The sequence below is a fragment of the Collinsella aerofaciens genome (assembly GCF_020181355.1).
Taxonomy (GTDB): Bacteria; Actinomycetota; Coriobacteriia; order Coriobacteriales; family Coriobacteriaceae; genus Collinsella.
The window spans coordinates 459,603-486,441 of sequence record NZ_CP084004.1; the positions used below are offsets into that span (position 1 = coordinate 459,603).

Annotated in this window: 25 protein-coding genes; 5 read left to right on the forward strand and 20 right to left on the reverse strand. The window is 62.0% G+C overall.

The annotated features are described in order from the left end of the window. Positions 1–26: 26 nt before the first annotated feature. The 5 genes from LCQ44_RS02010 to LCQ44_RS02030 form a co-directional block, all read right to left on the reverse strand. Complete coding sequence (locus tag LCQ44_RS02010) at positions 27–833, reverse strand: ComF family protein (RefSeq protein WP_225093933.1); 807 nt, start codon at positions 831–833, stop codon at positions 27–29. Between the two features lie 102 nt (positions 834–935). Then, on the reverse strand, positions 936–2,639 hold the full coding sequence (locus tag LCQ44_RS02015; protein ID WP_225093934.1) for a PSP1 domain-containing protein: 1,704 nt from the start codon (positions 2,637–2,639) through the stop codon (positions 936–938). Continuing rightward, entirely contained in the window at positions 2,630–3,757 is a 1,128-nt protein-coding gene (locus LCQ44_RS02020; RefSeq protein WP_225093935.1) for a DNA polymerase III subunit, read from the reverse strand. The genes LCQ44_RS02015 and LCQ44_RS02020 overlap by 10 nt, the downstream gene beginning before the upstream one ends. Position 3,758: 1 nt before the next feature. Further along, positions 3,759–4,442, reverse strand: coding sequence for a dTMP kinase (gene tmk, locus LCQ44_RS02025; protein ID WP_225093936.1), 684 nt, complete (start codon positions 4,440–4,442; stop codon positions 3,759–3,761). A 251-nt stretch (positions 4,443–4,693) separates the two neighbouring features. Continuing rightward, positions 4,694–5,605: a serine hydrolase gene (locus LCQ44_RS02030; protein ID WP_225093937.1), complete on the reverse strand. Its 912-nt coding sequence runs from the start codon at positions 5,603–5,605 to the stop codon at positions 4,694–4,696. A gap of 345 nt (positions 5,606–5,950) precedes the next feature. Here LCQ44_RS02030 and LCQ44_RS02035 point away from each other — a divergent pair, with 345 nt between their 5' ends. Then, positions 5,951–6,898, forward strand: coding sequence for a zinc-ribbon domain-containing protein (locus LCQ44_RS02035; protein WP_225093938.1), 948 nt, complete (start codon positions 5,951–5,953; stop codon positions 6,896–6,898). 151 nt (positions 6,899–7,049) lie between these two features. On the opposite strand, the gene LCQ44_RS02040 is transcribed toward LCQ44_RS02035, so the two are convergent. From LCQ44_RS02040 to LCQ44_RS02070, 7 genes are all read right to left on the reverse strand, one after another. Next, positions 7,050–9,662: a DNA topoisomerase I gene (locus tag LCQ44_RS02040; RefSeq protein ID WP_225093939.1), complete on the reverse strand. Its 2,613-nt coding sequence runs from the start codon at positions 9,660–9,662 to the stop codon at positions 7,050–7,052. A gap of 54 nt (positions 9,663–9,716) precedes the next feature. After that, on the reverse strand, positions 9,717–10,400 hold the full coding sequence (hypB, locus tag LCQ44_RS02045) for a hydrogenase nickel incorporation protein HypB (RefSeq protein ID WP_195364176.1): 684 nt from the start codon (positions 10,398–10,400) through the stop codon (positions 9,717–9,719). Positions 10,401–10,455: 55 nt separating this feature from the next. After that, a complete protein-coding gene (hypA, locus tag LCQ44_RS02050) occupies positions 10,456–10,812 on the reverse strand; it encodes a hydrogenase maturation nickel metallochaperone HypA (RefSeq protein ID WP_217108232.1) in 357 nt (118 codons plus the stop codon). Between the two features lie 6 nt (positions 10,813–10,818). Further along, a complete protein-coding gene (tatC, locus tag LCQ44_RS02055; RefSeq protein WP_055285525.1) occupies positions 10,819–11,610 on the reverse strand; it encodes a twin-arginine translocase subunit TatC in 792 nt (263 codons plus the stop codon). Further along, positions 11,610–12,194, reverse strand: a complete 585-nt coding sequence (locus LCQ44_RS02060) for a twin-arginine translocase TatA/TatE family subunit (RefSeq protein WP_225093940.1) — start codon at positions 12,192–12,194, stop codon at positions 11,610–11,612. Before LCQ44_RS02060 ends, tatC begins: the two co-directional genes overlap by 1 nt. A gap of 153 nt (positions 12,195–12,347) precedes the next feature. Beyond that, positions 12,348–12,662 carry an STAS domain-containing protein gene (locus LCQ44_RS02065; protein ID WP_195364172.1) on the reverse strand — a complete coding sequence of 105 codons (315 nt, stop codon included), beginning with the start codon at positions 12,660–12,662 and terminating at the stop codon, positions 12,348–12,350. 51 nt (positions 12,663–12,713) lie between these two features. After that, positions 12,714–14,018, reverse strand: a complete 1,305-nt coding sequence (locus LCQ44_RS02070; RefSeq protein WP_225093941.1) for an aspartate aminotransferase type Ic — start codon at positions 14,016–14,018, stop codon at positions 12,714–12,716. Positions 14,019–14,168: 150 nt separating this feature from the next. On the opposite strand from LCQ44_RS02070, the gene LCQ44_RS02075 reads away from it, so the two are divergent. Further along, positions 14,169–14,423, forward strand: a complete 255-nt coding sequence (locus LCQ44_RS02075; RefSeq protein ID WP_225093942.1) for a hypothetical protein — start codon at positions 14,169–14,171, stop codon at positions 14,421–14,423. A gap of 257 nt (positions 14,424–14,680) precedes the next feature. Continuing rightward, on the forward strand, positions 14,681–16,015 hold the full coding sequence (locus tag LCQ44_RS02080; RefSeq protein WP_089573697.1) for an IS256 family transposase: 1,335 nt from the start codon (positions 14,681–14,683) through the stop codon (positions 16,013–16,015). A gap of 295 nt (positions 16,016–16,310) precedes the next feature. Here LCQ44_RS02080 and nhaA read toward each other — a convergent pair whose 3' ends face one another. The 8 genes from nhaA to LCQ44_RS02120 form a co-directional block, all read right to left on the reverse strand. Beyond that, positions 16,311–17,669, reverse strand: coding sequence for a Na+/H+ antiporter NhaA (gene nhaA, locus LCQ44_RS02085; protein ID WP_225093943.1), 1,359 nt, complete (start codon positions 17,667–17,669; stop codon positions 16,311–16,313). A gap of 267 nt (positions 17,670–17,936) precedes the next feature. Next, entirely contained in the window at positions 17,937–18,860 is a 924-nt protein-coding gene (locus tag LCQ44_RS02090) for a manganese-dependent inorganic pyrophosphatase (RefSeq protein ID WP_225093944.1), read from the reverse strand. Between the two features lie 132 nt (positions 18,861–18,992). After that, complete coding sequence (locus LCQ44_RS02095) at positions 18,993–19,946, reverse strand: ROK family protein (RefSeq protein ID WP_225093945.1); 954 nt, start codon at positions 19,944–19,946, stop codon at positions 18,993–18,995. Between the two features lie 287 nt (positions 19,947–20,233). Then, positions 20,234–20,704: an IS200/IS605 family transposase gene (tnpA, locus tag LCQ44_RS02100; RefSeq protein WP_225093946.1), complete on the reverse strand. Its 471-nt coding sequence runs from the start codon at positions 20,702–20,704 to the stop codon at positions 20,234–20,236. 249 nt (positions 20,705–20,953) lie between these two features. Further along, on the reverse strand, positions 20,954–21,286 hold the full coding sequence (locus tag LCQ44_RS02105) for a PTS sugar transporter subunit IIA (RefSeq protein ID WP_199411192.1): 333 nt from the start codon (positions 21,284–21,286) through the stop codon (positions 20,954–20,956). A gap of 9 nt (positions 21,287–21,295) precedes the next feature. Next, complete coding sequence (locus LCQ44_RS02110; protein ID WP_225093947.1) at positions 21,296–21,598, reverse strand: PTS sugar transporter subunit IIB; 303 nt, start codon at positions 21,596–21,598, stop codon at positions 21,296–21,298. A 149-nt stretch (positions 21,599–21,747) separates the two neighbouring features. Continuing rightward, on the reverse strand, positions 21,748–23,100 hold the full coding sequence (locus LCQ44_RS02115) for a PTS sugar transporter subunit IIC (RefSeq protein ID WP_196025680.1): 1,353 nt from the start codon (positions 23,098–23,100) through the stop codon (positions 21,748–21,750). A gap of 120 nt (positions 23,101–23,220) precedes the next feature. Further along, the gene (locus tag LCQ44_RS02120; protein WP_196025681.1) at positions 23,221–24,621 is read right to left on the reverse strand and encodes a glycoside hydrolase family 1 protein; all 1,401 of its coding nucleotides are present in this window, start codon (positions 24,619–24,621) and stop codon (positions 23,221–23,223) included. A gap of 304 nt (positions 24,622–24,925) precedes the next feature. On the opposite strand from LCQ44_RS02120, the gene LCQ44_RS02125 reads away from it, so the two are divergent. Continuing rightward, the gene (locus LCQ44_RS02125; RefSeq protein WP_225093948.1) at positions 24,926–25,645 is read left to right on the forward strand and encodes a GntR family transcriptional regulator; all 720 of its coding nucleotides are present in this window, start codon (positions 24,926–24,928) and stop codon (positions 25,643–25,645) included. 74 nt (positions 25,646–25,719) lie between these two features. Then, complete coding sequence (locus tag LCQ44_RS02130; RefSeq protein WP_422110602.1) at positions 25,720–26,652, forward strand: type I phosphomannose isomerase catalytic subunit; 933 nt, start codon at positions 25,720–25,722, stop codon at positions 26,650–26,652. Positions 26,653–26,839 lie beyond the last annotated feature (187 nt).

Sequence of the window (26,839 nt, forward strand, 5' to 3'; positions counted from 1 at the left end):
GATTGTTACCGCCACACGAATCACCCCTACCAAACGCGTGCGATAGCAAGGCCATCAACGGCCGCGGCACCGGCGCGTTTGAGTTCCGCCGAAGCCGCTGCCATCGTCGCACCCGTGGTGATAACGTCGTCGATAAGCAGCAGGCGGCGGCCCCGCACGTCCTCAACGGTCTCGTACATGCCTCGGGCGCGTTCACGGCGTTCTTCACGACCGAGTTCACGCTGGTCGCCATGGCCGTACTTAACGAGGGCGTCGAGCAGCGGAACACCAGACAGCTCGCAAAATGGGCGCGCGATGGCTTCCATATGATCGAAACCGCGTCGCCGAAACGCCGCCGCCGTCGCGGGCACAAACACCACGGCATCGGCGCCGGACAACACACCGCCGTAGCGTTCGGGTGCCGCGACCTGGGCATGTAAGGCGGTGTCGTATAGCAGCTCTGCCAGATACGGCGCCAGACGTCGCTCGCCCGCGTCTTTGTACGCTTTAATGATCCGCGGCAGCGGATGCGTGTAAACGGCACATGCCAGGCACCGGTCGAGCGCTTCGGCCATCGCCGAAGACGCACCCTCGACCGAGCACTCGGTGCACAGCAAGTCTCCAAACGGGGCTCCGCATCGGGTGCAGCTATGCCGCGGGTCGATGAGTGCAAGCGCCGCCAAGCAGTCTTGGCAAATAAGCGCGCCGGAGCGCTCGCAGCCGGCGCATCGCGTGGGCGACAACGCCTCAAGCCCCTCGTGCGCCAACCGCTCGGCAAACGGTAGCAATTCGTCCGCAAACGGTAGGATGCCGGCACCTTGCAGGCATCCCAACACATTCAAATGTCTCTTCACGACACAACCCTCCCTACGCTCGGTCGCAGGGAGGGTTGTTGATTCAGCGCTATGGTACCCCGACGCGTTTGGGGTCAGGCAGGTTAAATCCGTTTGCGGGCGCTATTCGCCGGTGGGCGGTTGCGGTGCGGACGAGTTTTGGGTCGAGCCCTCGCCACCATCCTGGCGCGGCTTGCGGGAACGGCGACGGCGACGGCGCTTTTGACCCTGGTCGGCCGAACCCTCGCCACCACGATCGTCGCGCGACTCGCGTTCATCGCGAGCAGCGCCGCGCGCGGCCTTGGCGGCCGCCCCTCCGCCATCTCCGGGGCGACGGCGCGTGACCTTGACCTCGCCATCCGAGACCTGATCGGCCACGGAGGGCACCGAAGGCTTTTGCTGCGCGCCCGAGGAATGGCGACGACGCGGACGCGGGGTGCGCTCGTCATCGTTGCGCTGCTTGCCACCCTTGTCGGCAGGCGTATCGGAACCCGAACCACCCTTGGGGGCGGCGACGGCTTCGCGAGCGGCTGCGGCGCGGAAGGCGTCCTCGCGCTCCTCGCTCGACAGATGACGGCGGCGGCGACGGCGCGTGGGATTCATGCCACCGCCGCGGTTTTGCTGCTGGGGCTGCTGAGCCTCGCGCTCGCGGGGGGAATTCTTGCCTGCGGGAGCGGCCTCGCCGGTATCGCCCGAACCCGAGCGCTTGCGGCGGCGACGTCCACCGGCAGCCTCCTCGGCCTCGGGTGCCTCGGCCTTGCCGCGACCCTTACCGCGGCCGCGACCCTCGCCCTGGCTCTGACCCGCACGGGTATCGGCGTCCGCATCGCGACGGCGGCGCTTGGGCATCGTCGTCCCCGCCAGACGGTCGGCGCTCGACAGGCCATCGCCCACGTCGACGCCGTTCTCGCGGTCGAGCTCCATAAGCGCCAAGCGCATCTCGGGCGACTCGATACGCTCGAGCACATCGCGCGTCACGCAGTCGGGGCGGCAGTTGCAGCCCTGCTCGGCGGCCTTCTTTTTACAGCCCTCCGAGCAGGTCATGTCGGCCAGGTTGACCTTAAAGACTTTGCCGTTCTCCAGGCGCAACACCAGCTGCTCACGCGGCGTGTCATATTCCTGGATACGCGCCTTGCCAAGCGGCGTATCGATAAGCGTCTTCTTTTTGGGCGCGCGGCTCTTAAAGTCCTTGTACGCCTCGAACTCGTAGCGCAGGCAGCACATCAGGCGGCCGCAGACGCCGCTAATTTTGGACGAGTTGAGCGGCAGGTCCTGCTCTTTTGCCATGCGAATCGAAACCGGCTCAAACTGTCCGCCAAAGCGCGTGCAGCAGAGCTCCTGGCCGCACTGGGCATAGCCGCCCACCAGGCGGGTCTCGTCACGCACGCCGATCTGGCGCATGTCGACGCGAATGTGCAGCGTCGAGGACAGGTCCTTGACGAGCTGACGGAAATCGACGCGCTCCTCGGCAGCAAAGTAGAACACAGCCTTCTCGCCGCCAAACAGGTACTCGACGCCGACCGGCTTCATCTCGAGGTCGAGCTCCTTGACCAGACGGCGGAAGTCGACCATGGCCTCGTCACCCTGGATAGCCAGGTCGTCGGCAAGCTGCAGGTCGATGTCGCTCGCTACGCGCAACACGGGCTTGAGCGGCTGACCGATTTCGTCGAGCGGCACCTCGAAGGGATCGGCCGTGACCAGGCCGATCTCGGTTCCGCGCTCGGTGGAGCAGATAGCATAATCGGCCTCGAGGATATCCAGATCCTGTGGGTCGAACCACAGGTCGCGCGAGGCGTAGGTAAACTTAACGGGTACGACTAACGGCATTTCAGTGCCTTCCTGATATCGAACAGCATGACCTCGATGGCCAGCTGGGGAGTAACGTTTCTGGCGATGTTGCGCTCAGCGGTCGCGACTGCCTCGAGCGCCCGGGTGGCACCCGCAACATTCGTCGCCGCGGCAAGCCGCCCGATCGTGTCGCGCACGTCCTCGTTCACAACGTCTGCCGCCTCATCCTGAAGTGTCAGCAGCACGTCGCGCATGAGCGTCCGCGCGCTCGCCAGCGCTTCCATGATACCCGAACGCTCGCGCGCGTTGAGTTCGCGCTTGTTGCGGTCCTCAAGCTGCTTCAATGCTCCACGCGACAGGTAGTCGGCATTTTGCTCGAGCACCTTTTCCTGCGTGGACTTGACCTCGGCGAGCGGCGCCTTGACGGCGACGATGAGTGACTTGGCGCGGCTGAGCACGTCGGCCTCGTCGGCAGCGATGAGCGAGTCGATGGCGCGGACCATCTGACGACGGGCGTCCTGGCGCTCGGCGCTCTTGAGAAACTCGATGCCACGCGTGGGGCTTCCCGCCACAGCGACGGCCATGCGGCAACGCGCAGGGTCCTGACCGGTGGCGCGGCTCACGGCCTGCGCGGCCACAGTGGGCGACACCAGCCGAAACGGTACGCACTGGCAACGGCTCACGATGGTGGGCAGCATCACGTCGGCCGAGGTGCCCAACAGGATGAACATGACGCCCTCGGGCGGTTCCTCGAGCGTTTTGAGCAGCGCGTTGGCGGTGTTGGCGCGCAGCTGCTCGGCACGGTCGATGATGTAGACCTTTGCCTTGGCGCGGATGGGCGCCAAGGGCACGTCGTCGAGCAGCTCGCGGGTCTGCGCGATGAGGTAGCCCGTAGCACTTTCGGGGGTGTAATAGTGCACGTCGGGATGCGTATGGCGGGCGACGCGCACGCAGCTGTCGCACGAGCCACAGCCGTCCCGCTCGCACAGGAATGCCTGGGCAAGCGCCCATGCGGCGTCGAGCTTACCGGCGCCGGAAGCGCCCAAGAACAGGTAGGCGTGCGATGCGCGGCCGCTTGCGATGGCGTTGGTCAAAAAATCGCGCACGCGCTGTTGGGTGTCGAGCTTGGCCAGCAGGCTTGTCTGCGCGGGGGCCATGTTACTCGGCCTCCTGGGCAAGCGCGGCGGCGACGGCATCTTGGGGGACATCGAGGCCATACGCACGAACCAGCTCGACCGTCTGCGCGAAGACGTCTGCGATCGACGCAGTGGCGTCGATGAGCTTCACGCGGTCTGGCTCCTCGGCAGCAATGGAACAAAATCCCTGATAAACGCGCTCCTGGAAGGCCATGCCCTTTGCCTCCATGCGATCCGCCGCACCGCGGGCCGCCATGCGCAGCGCCGCCTGCTCGGGCGTGATGTGATAGACGAGCGTGAGCGCCGGATGCGTACCGGTGACAGCCAGGTTGTTGGCATCGCGCACCATCTGACGGTCGAGGCCATCGGCAAACGCCTGGTAGCAGGTCGTGGAATCGTAGAAACGGTCGCACAGGACCACCTTGCCGGCAGCGAGGGCGGGAGCTATGACCTCATGCACCAACTGAGCGCGTGCCGCCTCGTAGAGCAGCAGCTCGCAGGTGTCGCCCATCGCCGTATTGGCAGGGTCGAGCAGCAGGGCGCGGATCTTTTCGCTGATGGCGGTACCGCCCGGCTCGCGCAGGCTCACAACCTGGTAACCAGCGAGCTCGAGCGCACGGGCAAGTAGGCGCGCCTGCGTGGACTTGCCGGCGCCGTCGACGCCCTCGAGCGTGATAAAGCTATGTTGAGCGGGCTCAAAAGCCATGGGCGCATCCCCTTCCCACAAGGCGCGAAAGTGCAAGTTATAGCAACCAAGCCATGATACCCCAGCGTCCGGCGCACCCCAAATCCCACCTAGTCATTGGGGACGTTCTTAAATGACTAGGCGACAGTTAGGGACGTTCCTAAAGTGCCGGCCGGAAAGGAATGTCCCTAACTGCCGACCCTCTAAGTTGCGGTGAAATAGGGACTGAATACGCCTTCTAACAGCAAATACAATCCCTATTTCACCGCAAGTTAGGAGTGGGCGCGGGCGTTGATAGCGAAGGAAATGTCGCGCTCGAGGGCTAAGGCTTGCTCGCGTTCGAGGTCTTGGGTGAGGATTGCCAGCACGTAGGGGCGCTCGGTGTAGACGATTGCGGCATCGTGCTGAGCATTCGCCAGGCTGCCCGTTTTGTGCGCGACCAAAACGCCGCCGGGAACGCCCTCGACAATACCGCGCGCGTCTTCCTGCGCCAGCAGATATCCGCGCGCTCGCTCGCACAGCTCGGGCGTCGCGATTGTCCCCGCCGCCAGCCGCTGCAACACGGCCGCAGCATCACGAGCGCTCGTATAGTTCTCGCGACCTTGTGCCTGGGCCTCGGTGTCCATCATCAAACGAGCGAGCACGGTCTGGGTCAACCCCAATGCGGCACACGTTTCGTTGACCGTATCCATGCCAAGTCTGCCGATAACAAGGTTCGCTGCCACGTTATCGCTCTGGGCGATCATAGCGTGCAGCAGCTCGTCAATACTGTACGACACACCCGCACCGCGCGACTGAATGTTGCCGCTGCCACCCACGATATCCTGTTGCGTTACCGTTATCTGCTCGTCGAGGGACAGCTCGCCCGCCGTCACGGTCTCGAGCGCACAAGCGAGAATGGGAAGCTTGATGATGCTTGCCGCCACATGTCGCGCGTCCGGCGCCACAGCGACTTCACCATCGAGCGACGCGAACGTTTGAGGATCAAGCGCCACGGCGTAAACCGAGACGGAATCGCCATACGACTCGACCAGGGCCTCGATATCTTGCTGAATGGCGGCGATCCAAGAAGACTTAGGGGCGGCCGTCGCTTTTGTCGCGGATGACCGCTTTGACGTTTGTTTGGCAGGGACAGCGGAGCCCTCAGCCTCGTTGCGGCGCGCGGCACAACCGCCGAGACTCATCACCGAGGCAAGCGCTCCGGTCAACATCCCGGCACAAAACACTCGACGCGAGCAATCGCGCGCAGTGAGGGGTGCATCCCCCGGCGGGAACCGGAACGCCTCCACGTTTTCGCCGCCACCCCGACCTTGCTCGCCGCAGTACACAGACTCACTCCCCACCATCGCATTCTACCGAGCCGTCGATAAACGGCCGCGCCGGACACCCAGCACGCCGCACTCATTGTGACGCATGCGACAGGGCTTGCGCGACATGATCATCCTCACATAACCAGTTGGGTCGGCGCGGCCCAACCGCACCTGAACCACCTTATAATCTAGCCAACACATCGAATGGAAGGAACCATCATGCCCCGGTTTTGTACCCATTGCGGCAAGCTTCTGAATGACGACGAGCGTTTTTGCACCAGCTGCGGAACGCCGGTAACCGATGATGGCCAGGCCTCTCAGTCGCAAGAGAATGCGCAGGCGGACGTGACCGTGCAGTCCGCCCATCAGCCCGCGCCCGCTCCCCAGCCCGAAGTCGGCACGACGCAGCAATGGGCGACGCCAGCCGGCTCCGCGCCGCAGCAGCCCATACCGACCGCCGCTCCGCAGGCCGGTGCTCCCGCTGCGCCCAAAAACAACAACGCTCTGCTTATCGGCATCATCGCCGTACTGGTCGTCGTGATTATCGCGCTGGTCGCATTCTTTATGATCGGACCGTTCAACAAGAACGCCGACGATTCCAAGGGCACAACCATCGAGAAGGTCAAGATCGACCACGATGACGACGATATGTCCGTCAAGGGCGACCCCAACAAGCTTGACGATGATGACGATGACGCCCGCGATGCCGCCACCATCAGCGAGCAGAACGTCTACGACCAGCTGAGCTCCTACTACAGCAGGCTCTCCGATCTTGATCAGCAGGTTCGCGACTGCGCTACCACGTTTAACACGTACTATCTCAAGGATGACCGCAGCTCGCGTCAGTCGGCCAGCGATGCCGCCGAGGCGCTCGAGGATCAGATCGGCGACCTCAAGGACGAGGTCGAGGACCTGGATGTTCCCATCGACTCGCAGAACTACAGCTCGTGGAAAGATATCATCACGCTCTACGACGACTTGGAGAATCGCATTGACGTCATTTGCGATGCCTGGGAGATCAGCCTTGAATACTCCAGCCCCGCCAACCACAAGGACGAGATCGTGGCGCCGCTGGCGCGCGACAACGTAGCGGGCACCAACGACAACAAATACCGTCTGGACTTTGAGGACCGCTACCCCGGCGCCGCACCCGTCGAGGTGAAATAATCCCAACAACTGATCAAAACTTGCGGTGAAATAGGGATTGATTAGGCCTTTTGCCAGCAAAAACAGTCCCTATTTCACCGCAACTTAGAAGTGGGGCCGGGCGCGCATTTGCATTTGCGCGCCCGGCCCCGCCGTGTCTATATGTGCTCGGTTACTTGTCGGCAGCAGTCTTTTTGGTAGTCGACTTCTTGGCCGTCGTCTTTTTGGCGGCCGTCTTCTTGGCCGCCGTGGCCTTCTTTGCCACCGTCGTCTTCTTTCCCGCCGTGGTCTTCTTCGCCGTGCTCGCCTTGGTCGTGGTCTTGCGGCCGCGGGCGGGCTTCTTCTCCTTGGTCGGGCAGTCCATGTTGACGCAGATACGCCACGGGCCGCGCGCCGTGTTGACCACCACGATGGGAGCGCCGCACTCGGGACAGGTCTCACCCGTCGCCTCGAGCTTGCCACGTGCCGGCAGCGGATAGCTCACGCCACAGTCATCGTAGTTGGTGCAGCGGATAAAACGCTTGCCGCTCTTCTCGCTCTTGTGCGCAATCAAATCGCCATGGCGTCCGGCCTCGGCACACACCTTGCACTCGCCCACCTTAAGGTCAGGCTCGTAGTTGGTGGGGCACGTGGGATTCACGCAGATCTCGAAAGCCTTCTGGCGGAACGGCTGGCACTTAATGCGCGGCGCACCGCACTCGGGGCACACGGCGGCCTCGCCCTCGAGCGGGCTGACCTTGACGCCGCTCGGCACCGGATAGGTCACGTCGCAGTCGGGCCAGCCCATGCAGCCAATAAAGCTGCCACGGGTCTTGGCGCTCGTCTTCATAACCAGGTCCTTGCCGCACTTGGGGCAGGCGCCCACGCGCGCATCGGCCGTAACGGCGTCGCTGATGGCGTCGCCCAGCTCCTGCGTGTGCTTGAGCAGCTCGTCGAGCACGCCAGCCAGCAGCGCGCGCGAGTGCGTCACGACATGCTCTTCGGTATCCTCGCCGTGCTCCACGCGAGTCATGTCGCCGTCGAGCTCGCTGGTCATATCGGGGCTCGTGATGCGCGGGGCAAACTGCGTCAGCGCGTCGATGATGGCGATACCCAGCTGGCTCGGCTCAACGGGATCGTTTTTGAGGTAGCGCACGGCATACAGGCGCTCGATGATGCTCGCGCGCGTGGACTTGGTACCCAGGCCGCGCTTTTCCATCTCCTGCACGAGCTTGCCCTGGCTGTAGCGCGCAGGCGGCTCGGTCTGCTTGGCCTCGAGCTTAATGTCGAACACGTCGACCGTATCGCCCTGCTCCAGCGGCGGCATCTGCTCGTCGCGCTTGAGTCCATACGGGTACGCCTCGCGGAAACCCGGGGTCACGAGCACATCGCCCGAGGCCACGAACGGCTCGCCATTCACATCGAGTTCGAGCTTGGTGTTCTCGATGGTCGCGGGCCCCATGAGCGTTGCCAGGAAGCGACGGGCGATGAGGTCGTAGAGCTTACGCTGGCCGCCGTCGAGCGTGGACGGGTCGCCCTCGCCCGTGGGATAGATAGGCGGGTGGTCGGTGGTCTCGACCTTGCCGCGCGTGGGCTTCATGGGGCCCGCGAGCACCTTTTTGCATACGGGCGCTAGTGCCGGGTTGATCTTTGCCAGGTCGCTCACCACGGCGCCCAAATCGAGCGTCGCAGGGTACACGGTGTTGTCGACACGCGGGTAGCTGATAAGACCCGCCATGTAGAGGGACTCGGCGATGCGCATGGTGCGCGCAGGCGAAATGCCCTCGGCCGCGGCGGCAGCCTGCAGCGAGGTGGTCGCAAACGGCGTGGGCGGCTGCTGCTTGCGCGAGCGTTTGGTCACCGCGGCGACGGTCGCCGTCGTAGCGCCGTCGACATGGCCGTACGCCGTCTCAGCAGCATCTTTGTCGGTAAAGCGCGCCGTCTTGTGAGCGATCTTAAAGCGATCGTCCTCGGCAGCGCCCTGCGCGGCACCCATGCCGCGAATCTGCCAATAGTCCTCGGGCACAAACGCCATGCGCTCGCGCTCGCGCTCGACCACCAGGGCGAGCGTCGGCGTCTGCACGCGGCCGGCAGAGCGCACGTTACCAAAGCCGCCGAACTTGGCGAGCGTCAGATAGCGCGTGAGCACCGCGCCCCAAATGAGGTCGATGTGCTGGCGGCTCTCGCCGGCGTCGGCCAGGTTCTGGTCGAGCGAGACGAGATTATCGAAGGCGTGCGTGATCTCGGCCTTGGTAAACGAAGAGTACTGGGCGCGGGCGACCGGCAAGTCCGGCGCAACCTCGCGCACCTTGTTGAGAGCATCCGAGCCAATCAGCTCGCCCTCGCGGTCGAAGTCCGTGGCGATGATGACGCTGTCGGACTTTTTAGCGAGGTTCTTGAGCGAACGAATGAGCTCCTTCTCGGCCGGCAGCTTAATGACGGGCGCCCAGGTGAGATAAGGCAGGCTCTCGAGCTTCCAGCCCTTGATGGAAATGCCATCGGCAAGAAACGGCTTACGCTTGGTGTCGTAGGGCGGACGAGCCAGGCCATCGGGCATGTCGGCCGGCAACATCTCACCGTCCTCGGTGACCGAATACCAACCCAACTTTTTATCGAACAGCACGCTGTCGCAAAAATCGGGTGCAAGGATGTGACCGGCAAGGCCGATGGTCACGCATTCCTCGCCCTTCCACTCAAAACGGTAGATTGCGGTGTTGTACACCTTGTCCTTTTTGGGTTTGCCCGTGGACAGACGCTCGGCAATCTGACGCGCGGCGTCGTTTTTCTCTGCGATGATGAGCTTCAAAAGAGGCTCCTATCTCGTATCTCTGCGGCTACGCCCGCCCGTATGGCGGCCGACTTACGCCCTTGCTTGCTCAATCTGCCCGATGAGCCAATCACACCAGGCATCCATGCCCTCGCCCTTGCGCGCGCTCACGGCAAACCGCGGCGCCTGCGGATTGAGGTCATCGAGTGTCTTAGTATACCTATCCATGTCAAAATCGAAAGCCGGAGCCACGTCGACCTTGTTGAGCAGCTGCGCGCCGGCGTGTTGGAAGATGCCCGGGTACTTGATAGGCTTGTCGTCGCCCTCGGGCACCGAAAGAATCATGATGGACAGGTTCTCGCCCAGGTCAAAGTCGACTGGGCAGACCAGGTTACCCACGTTTTCGATAAAGATGACGTCGATGTTTTCCAGACCCACCGCCTGGTCGAACGCGTCAACGGCCTCCATGATCATGTTGCCCTCGAGGTGGCACAGGCCGCCCGTGTTGATCTGGATGGCGGGCATGCCGGCTTCCTTCATGGTAATGGCGTCGACATCCGAGGCAATATCGCCCTCGATGACGGCGCAGCGCAGGCCAGCCTTGTCGCGCAGGCGCTCGTTGGTGCCCAGGATCGTGGTGGTCTTGCCCGAGCCGGGGCTCGACAGCACGTTAATCACGTAGGTGTTTGTCTCTTTAAATCGCTCACGCAGCTGATCTGCCAGGCGCTCGTTGCGCGACAGAATCGGCGACGCGATATCAATCGTTTTCTCGGCCATATTCGGCACTCCTTACTTCTGCCCCTTTATACCCCGTCCCCAGATGGCTGATGGGCTAATCGTCGGGGGTCTCGATTTCGATACTTGCGATGTCGAGCTCGCGGCCGTGCAGTAGGCGCACATTGGCGCCGCCGCACTGGGGGCAGCGGCAGTGGAAGCGGTCATGATCGAAAACCTCACCGCAGTCCAGACACTCGCTTTGCGGATGGACCTCCTCTACCGCAAGCTCGCAACCTTGCGTGAGCGGGTCCTCGTCACGAAACGTCTCCCACGCAAAGTCAAGCGCCTCGCGCACGACCTCGGTCATATCCCCGATACGCAGCGTTACCAAAACGGCGCGCGAGGCCCCCGCCCCACGCGCCGCACGAATCACTGTATCGAGTATGCCGTTGACAATGCCAACCTCGTGCATACCGATTTACTCCTCGTCGTCCTCATCGTCCGAGAACAGGTCCAGACGACTCACGAACAAGCCCTCCTTGCCCTCGCGCGCGGTAATGACCACACGGGCGATGGCGAGCGAAATCTCGTAGAGCGAGAGCAGGGCGCCATACATGAGGCCCAGCGTAACGGGCGAGCCGTCGGGCGTAATCACAGCCGAGCCCACAAGCAGGCCAACGTATACGTAACGCCAGGCGCTGCGGAAGGCCGCGTAGGACACGATATGGAAGACGGACAGGTAAAAGATGATGAGCGGCAGCTCAAACGCCACACCAAAGCCGATCATAAAGAGCAGCTCCATGTTGACGTAGTTCTCCAGATCGGGCAGCGCCGTGGCGACGGCCGAGGTTTCGCCGATGAGCCACTCAAAGCCCGCAGGGATGATGATGAAGTAGCAAAAGATTGCGCCCAGGAAGAACAGCACCGTCGAGGCGAGCACCGTGGGCACGACCCACTTGCGCTCGTTGGGGCGAAGCGCCGGCAGGAAAAACGCCAGAATCTGCCAGATGATCATGGGCGTGCACATGACCACGGCCATCTTGATGGCCAGCGAGAAGCGCAGGCCAAAGCCGCCGAGCGTGGTGGTGATGTAGAACTTACCATCCGGCACAAAGGAGCGGATGGGATCTTCCAGGATGTCGAGCACCACGGGCGTGGCGAAATACAGCACGATGGCTGCGGCAAACACCGAGACGACCACGATGGTCAGGCGGCGACGGAGCTCTCCCAGGTGATCGAAGAGCGGCATACGCGCAGGTCCGATAGGCATTACTCATCGCCTCCCTTCGGGGCATCGGCAGCGGCATCGTCCTCGGCCTCGAGCTCGCGGGCAAGCTGGTCGACGACGGCCTTGCGCTTGCGGGGACGACGGGCATAGAGGTCGGCCGTCGTGGGCTCTGCCGGCTCGGGCTCGGGCTCCGGCTCTGCAGCAGGCTCGGGCTCGACGGCGGCATCGGCAGACCCGGCGTCGGCACCCTCGGCTTCAGTCTCCTTGGCAGCATCCTCGCCCTCAGCAGCACCCTCGCTTGCGGCCTTCTCGGCGGCAAGGCGGGCACGGCGCTCGGCAAAGGTCTCCTTCTTTGCGGGCGCAGCCGTCTCGACGGCATCCTCGTCCGCATCGGAATCGTCGTCGGTCGCAGCAGCCTTCTTGGGCTTGACCGGGGCCGACGCGGCCTCGCTTACCGGATCGATGATCTCGGACTGAACAACAGCCGTCATCTTTTCCTGCGTCTCGCGGAACTGACGGATGGCACGGCCGATCGTGCGGCCCATCTGCGGGAGCTTATCCGGGCCAAACAGCAAAAAGCCGAAGACCACGATGATCGCGAGCTCACCCTCTCCAATACCAAACACACATACCTCCAAGGCTCGATGTGAGTCGAGCCCGCACCGCGCCATTCGGCCGGAACTCGTCTATTCATTCGGTCAAGTATAGCGCCCGGACGCCAAAACGTCCGAGCGCATCACAAACATATGCCAAACGGCACGCCCTTTTGGGGGCAAAGATTATGCAGCGGTGATCGAAATCTCCTGGTCGACACCCAGCAGCTGAACCACGCGCATCACCGGGGGCTGCACGTTAACGCAGCTAAAGCGCTTACCGTGGTCGACCGCGTGGTGTGCGGCGCCCACGAGCACGCCGATGCCCGTCGAATCGATGTAGCTCACCTGGGCAAAATCGAGCTCAACGGCCTCAGTGGGCTGCTCGAGCGCCAGGTCGATGGCATTGCGCAGGCTATCGGCGTTAGAGATATCGATCTCGCCGGTCACCCTAATGGTGTAGAGCTCTGGCGTGGGGTTGGTGGAAATACCCAAATCCATGTATACGCTCCTTTACGTATCGAAAGTGCGGATAGTACGGGAAGCCGCGCGTTAGGCGCGCTCGGCACGCGCAAGCTCGGCAGCGACAAGCTTAACGGCCAGCACCAGCACATCGAGCGCGGCCTCCAGGTCCTCGACCGTGGGATAGCTCGGCGCGATGCGGATGTTGGTGTCGCGCGGGTCCTTGCCATAGGGCCAGGTAGCACCGGCCGGCGTGAGCTTGACGCCCAGGTCTGCGCAAAGCGCGGCGACCTTCTGGGCCGAGCCCTCGGGACCATCGAAACTCACAAAGTAGCCGCCGCGGGGGTGCGTCCAGGTGGCGCAGCCCGTGTCGCCCAAGCCCTCGGTGAGCTTGCGCTCGACGGCCTCAAAGCGCGGACGCAAAAACTCGGCATGCTTTTTCATGTGCTCCTTGACCGCCTCGATGGTAGGAAGGAAGCGCACGTGACGCAGCTGGTTGAGCTTGTCGGCGCTGATGAGGCCGGCCTTCAGGCGCTTTGAGAACTCGGCGATGACCGCGGGGCTCGCACCGATAAAGCCGATGCCGGCGCCCGGGAAGGTAATCTTGGACGTCGAGGCAAAGGCCACCACGCGGTCCTCGGTGCCCGCCGCGCGAGCGAGGTCAAAGATGTTGGCGAGCTCGTCGGTCTCGTCGTACAGATCGTGCACGCAGTAGGCGTTGTCCCAGAAGATGCGGAAATCGGGCGCGGCCGTGGGCATCTCGACCAGGCGGCGCACAGTATCCTCGCTAAAGGTGATGCCCGTGGGGTTGGAATACTTGGGCACGCACCAGATACCCTTGATGGAATCGTCGGCGGCAACGAGGCGCTCGATCTCGTCCATGTCGGGGCCGTTGTCGGTCATCGAGACGGGGACGTTCTCGATGCCCAAGTCGGCGGTAATGCCAAAGTGGCGATCGTAGCCGGGAACGGGGCACAGGAACTTGACCTTCTTGCCGTCGTGCGCGGCCTCGTAGGCGTCCCAAGGCTCACTGCCGCACGAACCGCAACGCCAGAACATGCCGGCGATGTCGTGCTCGATCAAAAGGCTCGACGAGCCCAGCACAAGCGTCTGCTCGGCGGGGCAGCCCAGGAACTCCCCTGCCAGCTTGCGTGCCGAAGGAATACCCTCGAAGCAGCCGTAGTTGGAGCAGTCGACGTTGCCATCGTGCAGATCGGCGTCGGCGTTGAGGATATCGAGCATGGGTCGAGAGATGTCCACCTGGGAGGGCGACGGCTTGCCGCGGGCCATGTCGAGCGCCAGGCCCTTGGCCTTGACCTCGGCGACCTCGGCTTTGAGTGCCTCGATAGCGGCATCGAGTTCGGTGGTTTCCATCTTCTGGTAGATCGTCTGCATGGGGTGCGACCTTTCGCGAAGCGGTACGTTGCAGTTCGTCTAAGTATAGACCGCCACCGCCGCAACGTTATGAAGCCGTGATAGATTAAGTCCATCGCAATAAATTACGAATCGCCGCGCATGCCGGCGTGGGGCGCCCAAGGAGGCACTATGGAGTATGGAACGTTCCAGGCCGAGGAATTCGGCGACCTGCAGCGCCTGGTCGACGGACTGTTTTACGACCGCCACGCCATCGACCGCCTGGATCTGATCGTACAGGCCGAGATCTTGGACCTCGCGCCCGACCTCATGGAAATCGTCAACCTTTTGCCGCCCGGCTACTACGACCGCCAATCGCTTTGCGACCAGCTCAACTCCGCCTTGGCCGCCCACGGCTGGGGCGCCGTCTACGGAACGGTGGAATAAGCCTCGAGGCCGACGATTTGGCCCGTTTCCCGACCCTGGCGAGGCTTGTTTTAGGGCTTGTGGCCAAAAAAGGGCAAATATGAGTACTGTTACCTTTTTAGTAGCAGCGATTCTCGGTCGAAATCGGCAAAACTCGACTTGAAACTGGTAGCGCGCAGAGATGTGGTGTAAGAGGCGGGGCATGCCCCGCCTCCGCCCTTTCTTGAAAGGGAGGGGACACCGCCTAGAATTCGTCGTTGGAGTAATGAAGGTGACGAATGGAAGGAAAGGCGATGCCCCAAGAAGAGAGTGTACTGCGCCTCGGCCGCGACGAGGCCCTCGAGGCGGCGAGGCTTTGGCAGGAGTGCGGCGACGCGCGCGAGTTCGCGTGCAGGGTGCTGGGCAGCGTGATGAACGCGCTGATGGACTCCGAGGCCCAGCAGATGTGCGGCGCGAGCCGCAACGAGCGCAGCGACGGCAGGGAGAACAGCCGCAACGGCTACCGCCCCAGGTCGCTCAAGACCGCCGTGGGCGACGTGGAGCTCGAGATACCCAAGCTCAGGCACGGCACCTACTACCCCGAGGGCATGCTCGCGCGATGGTCGCGCGTCGACACCTCGGTGGCCGCCATCGTGCAGGAGATGTACGTATGCGGCGTGTCCACCCGCAAGGTCGAGCGCGTGGCGTCCAAGCTGGGCATATCCTCGCTGTCGAGCTCGGAGGTCTCGAGCCTCTGCTCCGACCTCGACGCCGAGGTGGCGGAGTTCCGCCGCCGCGACCTGTCGGGCACGCCGTGCTGCTACCTGTGGCTCGACGCCACCTACATGAGCTGCAGGGTCGGCTCGTCGGTCGTCTCGCAGGGCGTCGTGACCGCGATCGGGCTGGGCGCCGACGGGCGCAAGCACTTCCTGGGCTGCGACGTGGTCGACACCGAGAGCGAGGACTCCTGGGCGGCATTCCTCGGCGGGCTGCGCGAGCGCGGGCTGGCCGGCGTTCGCCTCGTGGTCTCCGACAGCCACGCCGGGCTCGTGGCCGCCGTCTCGCGCCTGTTCCAGGGCTGCGCCTGGCAGCGCTGCGTGACGCACCTGCAGCGCAACCTCCAGAGCGCCTGCTCGGGCAGGCCCGAGGACTCCAAGGCGGCCGTCAGGGACCTCGTGCACGCCGCGGTCTACCAGGACGACCCCGACCTCGCGCGCTGCGTGTGGGCCGAGGCGGCGCCCTGGGTGGCGTCGGTGTCCGCCAGGGCCGGCGAGGTCTTCGAGCAGGCCGAGGACTCCGCGCTGGCGTTCACGGCCTTCCCCAGGGCGCACTGGGCCAAGCTCCGCACCAACAACGTCCAGGAGCGCGCCAACCGCGAGATCAAGCGCCGCTACAGGGTCGTGCAGTCCTTCCCCTCGAGGGAGTCGATGCTGCGCCTGACGTGCGCGAGCCTCATGGAGACCGAGGGACAGTGGTCCCAGCAGCGCGTGTTCTCCGAGGCCTCGGCCGCCGAGGGCTTCGCCGAGCCCGCGGACAGGCCGGCCCCGACAGAGGGGAGGCGCCGCGCGCTCGGGCGGCGCGCCAGGGAGATAGTGGACGAGATAGTCGAGAGGCGCGGTCTCAAGAAGGAGTAATATCGGGACTTGCAGCGACGGACCTCAGGACGCTCTTACACCACGTCTGCGCGCGCCACCTTGAAACTCCCTAATCACCGTCAGCTAGCGCCAAATTGGAAGTCGATGGTCACTCATTAACGTACAGTTCTTATAACTTTGTTCATTATTTTCCGCACCTAAAATGATACGCCGTTTGTGACAGTACTCACAAACGGCGTTTTTTGGCCACGGGGGTATCTGGCAGTGGGCCAGTAGCACCCTGATCCGAGTTTCGAACGCATCCAAACCGGTTCTGGTGTCTGTTTTCGAGCTTTTACTCGCCCTTGGGCGCGGGGTGCTTGCAGACCACGCTCATGTAGATCATGCCGAGCACGGCAGCGGTGACCGAACCGGCAAGGATGGCGGCCTTGGCAGCCAGAACCTCAAACTGGGCCGTCGGGAAGGCAAGACCGCTAATGAGAATCGACATGGTAAAGCCGATACCGCCCAGAATGCCCACACCGGCAATCATGTGCCAGTTGACATTGTGCGGCAGCTCACAGACCCTAAACTTAACCAGGGCAAACGTCATGCCAAAGATGCCGATCGGCTTGCCCAGCAGCATGCCAAAGTACACGCCGAGCGTCACCGGGTCGGTGAGCAGCGTGCTCATGTCCACGCCCACCAGGCGAACCTGTGCGTTCACGAACGCAAAGATCGGCAGAATCACAAAGTTGACCGGCGTGGAGATCAGACGCTCCATGCGGATGAGCGGCGGGGTCACGCGGTGCATGACGCGCTCGACCTTGGTGGTCGAGACGGTAAAGTCATGCTGGCCCAGGATGTGTGCCTCGTCGTCGTAGCGGTCATCGAGCAGCGGCAGGCACTCGCCCAACCAATCGGTGAGGCTATCGAGCTTAACGCCGCACTTGGCCGGGATGGTAAAGGCCAAGATGACGCCAGCAAGTGTGGCATGTACGCCGCTCTTGAACATGCAGAACCACAACAGCAGACCCAGTACCGAATACGGGGCAAGGCGGTAATGCTGCGTCTTGTTGAGCCACACGAGCGCGCAGGTCACAAGCGCGGCGGCGCCCAACCAAAACGGATTGGGGCTCTGACCGTAGAAGATGGCGATGGCGGCGATGGAGATGAGGTCGTCGGCGATGGCGAGCGTCGAGAAGAACACGCGCACGCCGTTGGGCACGCGATTGCCCAAAAGCGACAGCACGCCCAGCGCAAAGGCAATATCGGTTGCCATGGGGATGGCCCAACCGTTGTGGGCGCCGGCATGGTTAAAGATCAGGTAGATGCAGGCGGGAACGACGACGCCGCCCACGGCCGCCAGCATGGGAAGCATGGCCTGACGCGGATTCTTGAGCTCGCCGACCGTCATCTCGTACTTAAGCTCAATGCCCACCAGCAAAAAGAAAATCGCCATGAGGAAGTCGTTGACGAAAAGCTCAACGGTGAGACCGGCCGTAAGGTTGCCCAGACCCACATACAGCGGGGTCTCCAAAAAGTGATGGATGGCCTCATAGGCATCGGTGTTGGCGCAAACGACGGCGGCGATGGCGGCGAAGACCATGACGGCGGCGGAAATCGTGCCGTTCTCGGCGATGCGCTCCCAAATGTCGTGGCGCTCAAAACGCTTGCGCTCACGAACGTTGAACAGCTGCTCGGGTGCTGCCATGGGCGGCTCCTTTCACGGGAAGGCTCCCGTCTTAAAAAAGCACGGCCCGCCCAAGTGGCGGCGCCGCGCTCTAACGTATTACGCTTGCATCCAGCCTACCCTGCACGACAAGCGCACAAGCACGGCCGAAAAGCGGAACCACAGGTTGAACATTATTTGCTCAACGGCACGGGCACGCCCGTCCAAGAGACGACGCGGCGCCGTGCACAAAAAACGACCGGAGCGCGGGGTGTCCGCGATCCGGTCGTGGCATTTGGTCAACTAAACCTAGCAGGCGGCCATAATGGGGGCAGCGACCTGCTTCTTACGGGAGAGGACGCCCGGCATCCAGACGCCGTCGTGCTCGTCGGCAATGCCCAGGCCCTTCTGAGCGGCCTCGGTCTCGCCCTCGAGCAGGACCTGCGAGCCCTCCTCCATAATGTCGGTGATGCACAGAACAATGCCGTCAGCACCCTTCTCGGCGGCGTAGGCGCGCATGGCCTCGCGAATCTCGTCGATCATGCCGAGCGCACGGCTCTTGTCGACGGTCTCGTACTGGCCGATGAGTAGCTTCTTGCCGGCGGGCTCAAACATCTTGATGTCGTTGCCGACCATCTCGGCTGCGGTGAAGGAGCCGGACGGACGGGTAAGGAAGACCTCCATGCCAAACTTGACCGGGTCGACGCCCACCTGCTCGCCGAGCTTGGCGGCGACGGCGCGGTCGACATCGGTGGTGGTGGGGCTCTTGAGCATGAGCGTGTCGGTCATCATGGCCGAGAGCAGCAGCTTAGCCTGGACGTCGGAAAGCTCAACGCCGAGCACGCCGGCGAGCTTGGTGACGATGGTGCAGCTGGAGCCCCAGGGCAGGCAGATGTAGTGCAGCGGGCCGGCGGTCTCGAAGTCACCGATGCGGTGATGGTCGACAACGCCAAAGACCGTGGCGTCCTTAAGGCCGGCGACGGACTGGGCGGACTCGTTGTGGTCGGTGAGGACGACGAGCTGACCGGCCTCGACGGACTCGATCACGCGAGGCTCGGCGATACCGGCGTCGGAGAGCAGCTTGGCGGACTCTGCCGGAAGCTGACCAAGGGCGCAGGCCTCGTAGGTGTTGCCGGCATACTCAACCTGGTTGAGCAGCTGGGACAGGACGACGGCGCTCATGATGGCGTCGTTATCGGGGTTCTGGTGACCAAAGACAAGAACGTTTGCCATGGATATCCTCCACTTGATATGTGTACTTGGACGTAGCTATGGTAGCACGCTGGCGCCGAGCCTTCTGAGACGGAAGGGCCGCGGCACAATTTGGGGCAAGTGTCGGGGCGAAGTCTGTCCCCTTTGTACCAGCTATTTGCCGGCGGCGCGCAGGGCTACGTAGGCGGCACCGATGATGCCGGCGTCGTTTCCGAGCGAAGCGACCTTAATGGGCGTCTCGCGCGAGGCAGAGAGCGCGTATTGCTTAAAGTGCTCGCGAACCTTGTCGAGGTAGACATCGGCCGAGGCGGAGGCGCCGCCGCCGATGAGGAACATCTCGGGATCGACCACGTTGGCGATAAGCGCCAGTGCACGACCGAGATAGTCGGCCATGGTATCGGCCGCGGCCAGCGCAAGCTTGTCGCCCTCGCGGCAGGCTTGGAACACGTCCTTGGAATCGGAGGGGCCGGTGAGCTCGATGGGATCGACGCCCGCTTTCTTGCACTCGGCAAGGTAGTTGCTCACCACGCCGGTGGCGCTGGAATACTGCTCCAGGTGGCCATGGCCGCCGCAGCCGCAGGTGCGCTCCTCAGCCGGGTTCAGGCACATGTGGCCAATCTCGCCGCCAGCACCCACAACGCCCGACACCACGTCGCCGTTGACGATAACGCCGCCGCCCACGCCGGTGCCGATGGTGACCATCACCACATTCTGCACGCCCTTGGCAGAACCGAGCCAGGCCTCGCCCATGGCAGCGGCGTTGGCATCGTTCTCGTACTTAACGACCGCGTCGGGACAGTGCTCCTGAATGGCGATCCTCAGCTTGGGCAGGTTAATGGCAATGTTGGCCTTGACCTTGGCATCGCCCGACGCCGGAATGGGGCACGGAACGGCCAGGCCAATGCCCGCCACAAAGGCACGCGGAATCTGAGCCTTGGCGACCACCTGGTCGATAGCCTCGGTCACCGCGGCAAAGCCCGCGGCGTCAACGATGGGAGGCGTAGGCACGCTGGCCTTGGCAAGCAGGTTGCCGTCTTCGTCGAACAGACCTTCCTTAACCGAAGTGCCGCCGACGTCGATGCCGATGTAGTACTGCTTAGGTTCCATGGGAGCCCACCTTTCTCGTTTAAACATTGCCTGTATGGTACCGCTCCCAAGGCAAAAACCTACCAAAAAGGGACAGGTTTGTTTTGGCAGGTTTTATCTGGGGTAACGCAATTGGCCGCCCAACAGACCGCGCAAGACCATCCCCAAAAATCAAAACCACCCCTAAAAGGGGTGGTTTGCTCTTAGGGTATAACCCTTGGATTTCCGGCACGCGTCTAAAGGCGCCGGCCCTCACGGGATTCGGGCCGCACTGCAGATTGACCCGTGACGGGCCGGTCAAACCGGCGCTATTTACGCCCCGGCCCCCTATCGAAGGGGTCCTCGTACTCCTTGACGCTCAGCCGGTCGATCGCGATGTCGGCCTTCTCCTGCTCCCGGATGTACTTCGCAATGGCGGCCTCGTTCAGGCCGACGGTGGACACGTAGTAGCCCTCGGCCCAGAACTTCCCGTTGCCGAACTTGTACTTCATGTTCGCGTGCTTGTCGAATACCATCAGCGAGCTCTTCCCCTTCAGGCAGCCCATCACGCTCGATACGCTGTACTTCGGCGGTATCGCCAGCAGCATGCGGACGTGGTCGGGCATCAGGTGCCCCTCGATGATCTCTATCCCCTTGTACTGGCAGAGCTTCCTGAAGATCTCCCCGAGGTCGGACCTTATTTGGTTGTAGATGACTTTGCGCCTATACTTCGGCGTGAACACGACGTGGTACTTGCACATCCACTTCGTGTGCGACAGGCTGTAGGCCTTCTGGGCCATACGCCACCACCGCCCTCTCGACTCGGATTCCTTGCGGCCTGAACAATCGCAAGTGTCCGGCGAGGGGGCGGCTTTGTAAAGCCGTTTGGCCCCACCCGCATAGCGGGTGGTTTCTGATGCGGCGCGCTGCGCGCCCCGCACAGGCTAAAGCCCGTAAATAAAGGCGCCGTGAGGCGGAGACTCCCGGCGCCCGTCAAAGGGACTATGTTGTCTGTTGGACCGCACGGTCCATCGCGGCGATAACGCCGACTAGGCCTTAAGTGCCTGCAGCTGCTTGTGGATCTCGATGAGCTCCGTTGCCATGACGCGCATGGTCTCGGTGCCGGCCATCTGGTCCTCGGCATGCAGCAGAATCAACGGGGCCTCGCCGTTACGCTCGCCGTTGGCCTCTTTCTTCAGAAGCCCCATGTGAACATCGTGGCCACCGTTATAGGCCTCGTCGCCCTGCTTGATAAGCTCCTCGGCGGCGTCAAAATCGCCCTCCTTGGCCTTCTGCACGGCATTGATGTACATGCTCTTGGCGGTACCGACGTAGCTGATGATCTCGAAGCAGGTCATCTGCAGCTCGTTCATATCCTCCATATGCTGCACCTAACCCATCACGCTGACGCAATGGTCGATGATGCCCGCAGCGTTCATGAGGCCGTAGTCGACCATGTTGATGACCTCGACCGGGAAGCGACCGGCGGCCTCCTTCTCAAAATCGCCCTTGGTGTAGCCGATCTGCGGACCAAGCAGCAACATGTCGCACTCATCCAGGTGATCGTGGGCCTCATTCATGGGGCGAGCCTCGACCTCGATATCCAGGCCACGGTTTGCAACCTCGGCCTGCATCTTCTGGACCAGCAGGCTCGTAGACATACCGGCATTGCAGCAGAGCATGATCTTCTTCATGGTTTCCTCCTTATAACTGCGCGGCGCGCAGACGACAACTGGTTGTATTCCTTGCGGTTATTGTGCCCTCTTTCTGCGCCCTTACGCAAAAGAGAGGTGCGGGCACCGGCACCGCGTACCGGCGCCCGCAAAGGTGAAAGGGACGAACGTTAGGCGTTCTGCTCGGCGAGAGCCTCCTGCTTGGCGATTGCCTTCTCGGAAATCTTCATAAAGGGCAGGTAGACGGCCATGCCAATGACAATCTCGAGAGCCTGCCACACGCCGGCGCGCCAGTCAAAGCCCGTAGCGAGCAGGGCATTGATGACGGGAGGCATAGTCCAGGGCACCTGGGCGATGCAAGGGCTGATGATGCCTGCGCAGGTAAGGCCATAGGTGATGCCGATGAACAGATCGGGAAGGAGGACAAACGGAATCATGAGCGGCAGGTTGTACACGATGGGGTAACCGTAGATAACCGGCTCGTTGATGTTGAACAGACCAGGCAGGATAGCCATCTTGGAAACGGTCTCGGAAGCCTTGTTCTTGGAGAACAGGAGCGTGTCGAGCAGAAGCATGAGGGTGCAGCCCGAGCCGCCGATGAGGGCAAAGCTATTAACGATCTGCATGTTCATGTAGTGATCGGGCTGAATGGTGCCACCGGCGGCAAAGGTAGCCATGTTGTCGACGATGAGCATGGTCAGGATCGGCTCGACGGTAGCGCCAGAGATGGTGGACTGGTGAATACCGACGCAGAACAGCAGGTTGGCAAGGGTGTAGATGAGGATAACAGCCCACGGGCCGGCGTTCATGATGTTCTTGAGCGGGTTGGAGATGCACGTTGAGATGATGGTGCACAGATCGGTGCCGGCGCACACGGCGAGCAGGGCTGCGGCAAGAGCGAAGATCGCGAGGTTGAGCAGCATCGGGATCATGACGTTGAAGGAGTTGGAGACCGCTGGAGGCACGCCCTCGCCCAGCTTAACCTTGAGCTTCTCGACGCCAGAAATCTTGATGAAGAGCGAGACGGAAAGCAGGGCGATGATAATAGCCGAGAACAGACCGTTGGTGCCGGTGTTGGTAGTCGAAAGGGCGCCCGTGACCTCGGCGGAGGTGATCTTGTCGGTGAGCAGCGGGCTCGTGGCGGCAAGCGTGGCGGTGATCTGCTGCGGCATCATGATGACGAAGGCAGAGATAGCGACGACCACGCAAGCGAGCGGGTTATCGAAACGCTTGTTCTTAGCGAGGCTGTAGCCAATCAATCCGGCCAAGATAATGGCAGAGACGTTGAGGGTGCCCAGCGTAATTGCCGAACCCCACGTCTGAAGGTTGGCAAGGCCCGCCGCATCGAGCGGGAACAGAGGGAACACGACGTTGTTAATAAGAACCGCGATACCCGCAAGGATATAGAGCGGCGTGATGGTCGCGAAGGCGTCGCGCAGGGAACGCAGGTGAACCTGGTTTCCCACCTTCGCAGAGACCTCGGCAAACTTGTCGAGGAAGCTCTTTCCGTTGTCACTGGCCATGATTGCTCCTAACTTTCAAATCCGGCCTTTTCCTATGCGCACGGTGGTCTGTCGCCCTCTGCCACCAGATGTGCCATGTGTTGCGCGCGGCGGCGCGCGGTCTGGGCGTTCGCCCGGTCGCTAATCAACCACGTGGGTCGTGGCGACCTGTTTGAGCCAAGCCGCCGACTTCTTAAGGCGGCGCTTATAGCCGTCCATAAGGTCGACCTCGACAAAGCCGTAACGATTCTTAAAGGCATTGGCCCAAGACCAGTTATCGATGACGGCCCAATAATGGTATCCGCGGCACTTGGCGCCCTCGGCAATTGCCTTGGCAACCCACTCCAGGTGCTGGCGTACAAAGTCGACACGGTAGTCATCCTGGATGGTTCCTTCGGCGTCACGGTTCTTGTATTCGTCCATGATGCCGATGCCGTTCTCGGAAACGAACCACTCAAGATCGGGGTAGTTCTTGGCGCAGTTCATGCCAAAGTCGTAGAGGCCCTGCGGGTAGATTTCCCAGCCGCGGCTCTCGTTCATAACGGCGTCGGGCCACACGTACTCGTCGGCAAAGTGCGGCAGGCCGTACTGGTCAATCTTGCTCGCCGGCGCCTGAACGCGCGTGGGGTGGTAGTAGTTGCAGCCGAGCCAGTCGACAACACCCTGCTTGAGAATCTCTTGGTCGCCGGCACGGAACGGGAGCTTAACGCCGCCCTCGGCCAGGCTGTCGAGCACGTCGGCAGGAAGCTCGCCCTTGGTAATAAGGTCGAGCCACCAGCGATTGTTGATGCCGCTGGTCATACGCACGGCCTCAAGGTCCGCCTCGCTGGGGTTCTCCTTGGTGTAGACCGGGGTAAAGCAGTTGATCATGCCGATTTTGGCATCGGCGCGAACGGCGCCCTCGTCATAGGCGCGACGGTAGTTGGCCACGGCCAGCGCGTGCGCCAGCGAGATGTGATACTGCACGGTGCGGGCGCGACCATAGTCGTGGAGCTGCGGGAACCACACACCCTCCTGATAGCGCTGTTCGGGCTCGACGATGGGCTCGTTAAAGGTGAACCAGTACTTAATCTCCTGGCCAAACTCGTGGAAGGCGACGTCGGCGTAATGCGCGTAAGCCTCGACGACCTCACGGCTCTCCCAGCCGCCACGGTTAAAGAGGTAGGTGGGCATGTCAAAGTGGTACAAGTTGACAAACGGCTCCAGGCCGGCCTCGCGAGAGGCGCAGAACAGCTCGTGATACCACGCAGCGCCCTCCTCGTTGAGGTTGCCGTCGGCATCGAGCAGACGGCTCCACTGGATGGAAGTGCGATAGGTATCCAGGCCCAAGTCCTTCAAAATGCGAAAGTCTTCCTGGTACTTGGCCATAAAGTCGTTGCCGGCATAAGAGCCAACGCAGTTGTAGAACGAACCCAGATCCTGGATGGACCAGGTGTCCCACAGGTTCTCGAGCTTGCCGCCCTGGTTCCACTGACCCTCAGTCTGCGGGCCGGACATAGCAGCGCCAAAGAAGAAGTCGTTAGGCAGCTGATACTGTGCCATCAAAGTCCTCGCTTTCGTGTTCTAGAGCTTACGGTTGGAGACGGGTTTGCTTTGGCAGGTTATCCGGCGCGGGCGCGCACCGGTTATACCGATATCCAACCCGCCAAAACAAAACCGTCCCCAAACGGTCGATCCTGTTGTGCGGAAGGATTCCGTTCGTTGCTTAAACTATAGCGCTCTAATTTTAAAAGTAAAGCGTCTTTTTCTTTTTTCTTTCTCGAACTTCTTAGATAAAAGTAATATGGATGCCCTGTTGAGGGTTATACTTACTTTTTGTATTCATATATGTCGGAAAGGAGGTTCCATGATTCCCAAATACGAGGCGATAGCTGCAGATATTCGTCGAAGTATCGAGGATGGCGCTCTTAAACCGGGCGACAAGCTTCCCACCGTCGTTGAGTTCTGTGAGCTCTATAGCGTTTCCAAAATCACCGTCAAACGAGCTATCGAGCAAATCACCGAGGAAGGTCTTATTACCAGCCGTCGTGGATCGGGTACCTACATTAAGGACACGGCGGGACTTCCCGGCCAGGCGTTTTTCCAGGGCAAAAACGACCGTGCCCAGGGTTTTTCGTATGAGCACCGCGGGGAGAAGGTGACCTCGGTGGTCTACGATTTCTCGATTGTTAATCCACCAGCGGACATCGCAGCCCAGCTGGGAATTGCCGAGGATGACTTTGCCTATCACATCGTGCGCGTGCGTCAGGCCGATGAGAAGCCCATCGTTATCGAGTACACCTACATGCCCCTCGAGCTGATTCCAGGCCTTAAAAAGAAGGACCTGTACGGATCGGTCTACCACTTCATCCGCGAGCAATGTGGGCTGAAGATATCGAGCTTCCACCGTACCATTCGCGCCGTGGCAGCAACCGAGGAAGAAGCCAAGCGTCTGGACACCAAACTTGGCTCTCCCCTGCTCGAGCTCACCCAGATTGGCTTTTTGGACAGCGGCGCCGCCTTTGAGTATTCGGTCTCGCGCAACGTTGGCGACCGCTTTGAGTTGCACAACGTAACGTTGGCATAGGTTTTTGTAGTCATCCGGGCGCTCGCTTTGAGCTGTTTCGTGCAGCGTCCGCGCAACACAATGGGGGTATGAACATGTCCGATTTGATTAAACTGACGCCGATCTTTCACGAGAAGATCTGGGGCGGCCGCCAGCTCGAAACCGTATTTGGTTACGACATTCCCAAGGGTCCCATCGGTGAGTGCTGGGCCATCTCGGCCCACCCCAATGGCGACTGCCAGATTGCGGAGGGCCCGTATGCCGGTCACACGCTGTCGTGGCTGTGGGCCGAGCATCGCGAGCTCTTTGGCAACTGCGAGGGCAAGGAGTTCCCGCTACTCGTTAAGATTCTGGACGCCAAGGACGACCTTTCGATCCAGATTCACCCCAACGACGAGTACGCCGCCGAGCACGAGAACGGCAGCCTGGGCAAAACCGAGTGCTGGTATGTGCTGGACTGCGAGCCCGGCTCCACGATTATCGTCGGCCAGCGCGCGCATGACCGCGCCGAGGCCGCACAGATGATCGAGGACGGCCGCTGGGACGACATGCTCAACGTGCTGCCGATCCACAAGGGCGACTTTTTCCAGATTGATTCCGGCACTGTGCATGCCATCAAGACCGGCACGCTCATTTTGGAGACGCAGCAGTCGAGCGACGTGACGTATCGCCTGTATGACTACGACCGCCCTGGCACCGACGGCAAGCTGCGTCCCCTGCACATTGAGCAGAGCCTCGACTGCATCGACTTTGATGCTCAGGCTCCGACCGACGGCACGGTGACCGCGCCCGAGGTGGACGGCGTGACCGAGCTCGAGTCTAACTCCTGCTACACCGTCGATCGCGTGCGTGTCGACGGCAGCAAGACCCTCGACCAGCGCTGGCCCTTCATGTGCCTGTCGGTCATCGACGGCGAAGGCACCGTCTGCGGCGACCCCGTCCACAAGGGAAGCCACCTGCTAGCTCCGAGCACCGTGGACAAGATTGAGCTCGAGGGCAATATGGAACTGATTGTCAGCCACCTGTAGGTCACCGGTCCCCAAGCGCTCGCCGGGACGGGGCGCGGGGTTTGATCGCCTGCTCGGACAGTCCCGCTCGAACGGAGAGCACATTAAGTGCTCTCCGGCTCGTGCAGAACTCGCAATCGACCAAATCCCGCGCCCCGTCCCGGCGAACCTCTGACTAGTTACGACAATCAAAAAGCAACAAGGGGCT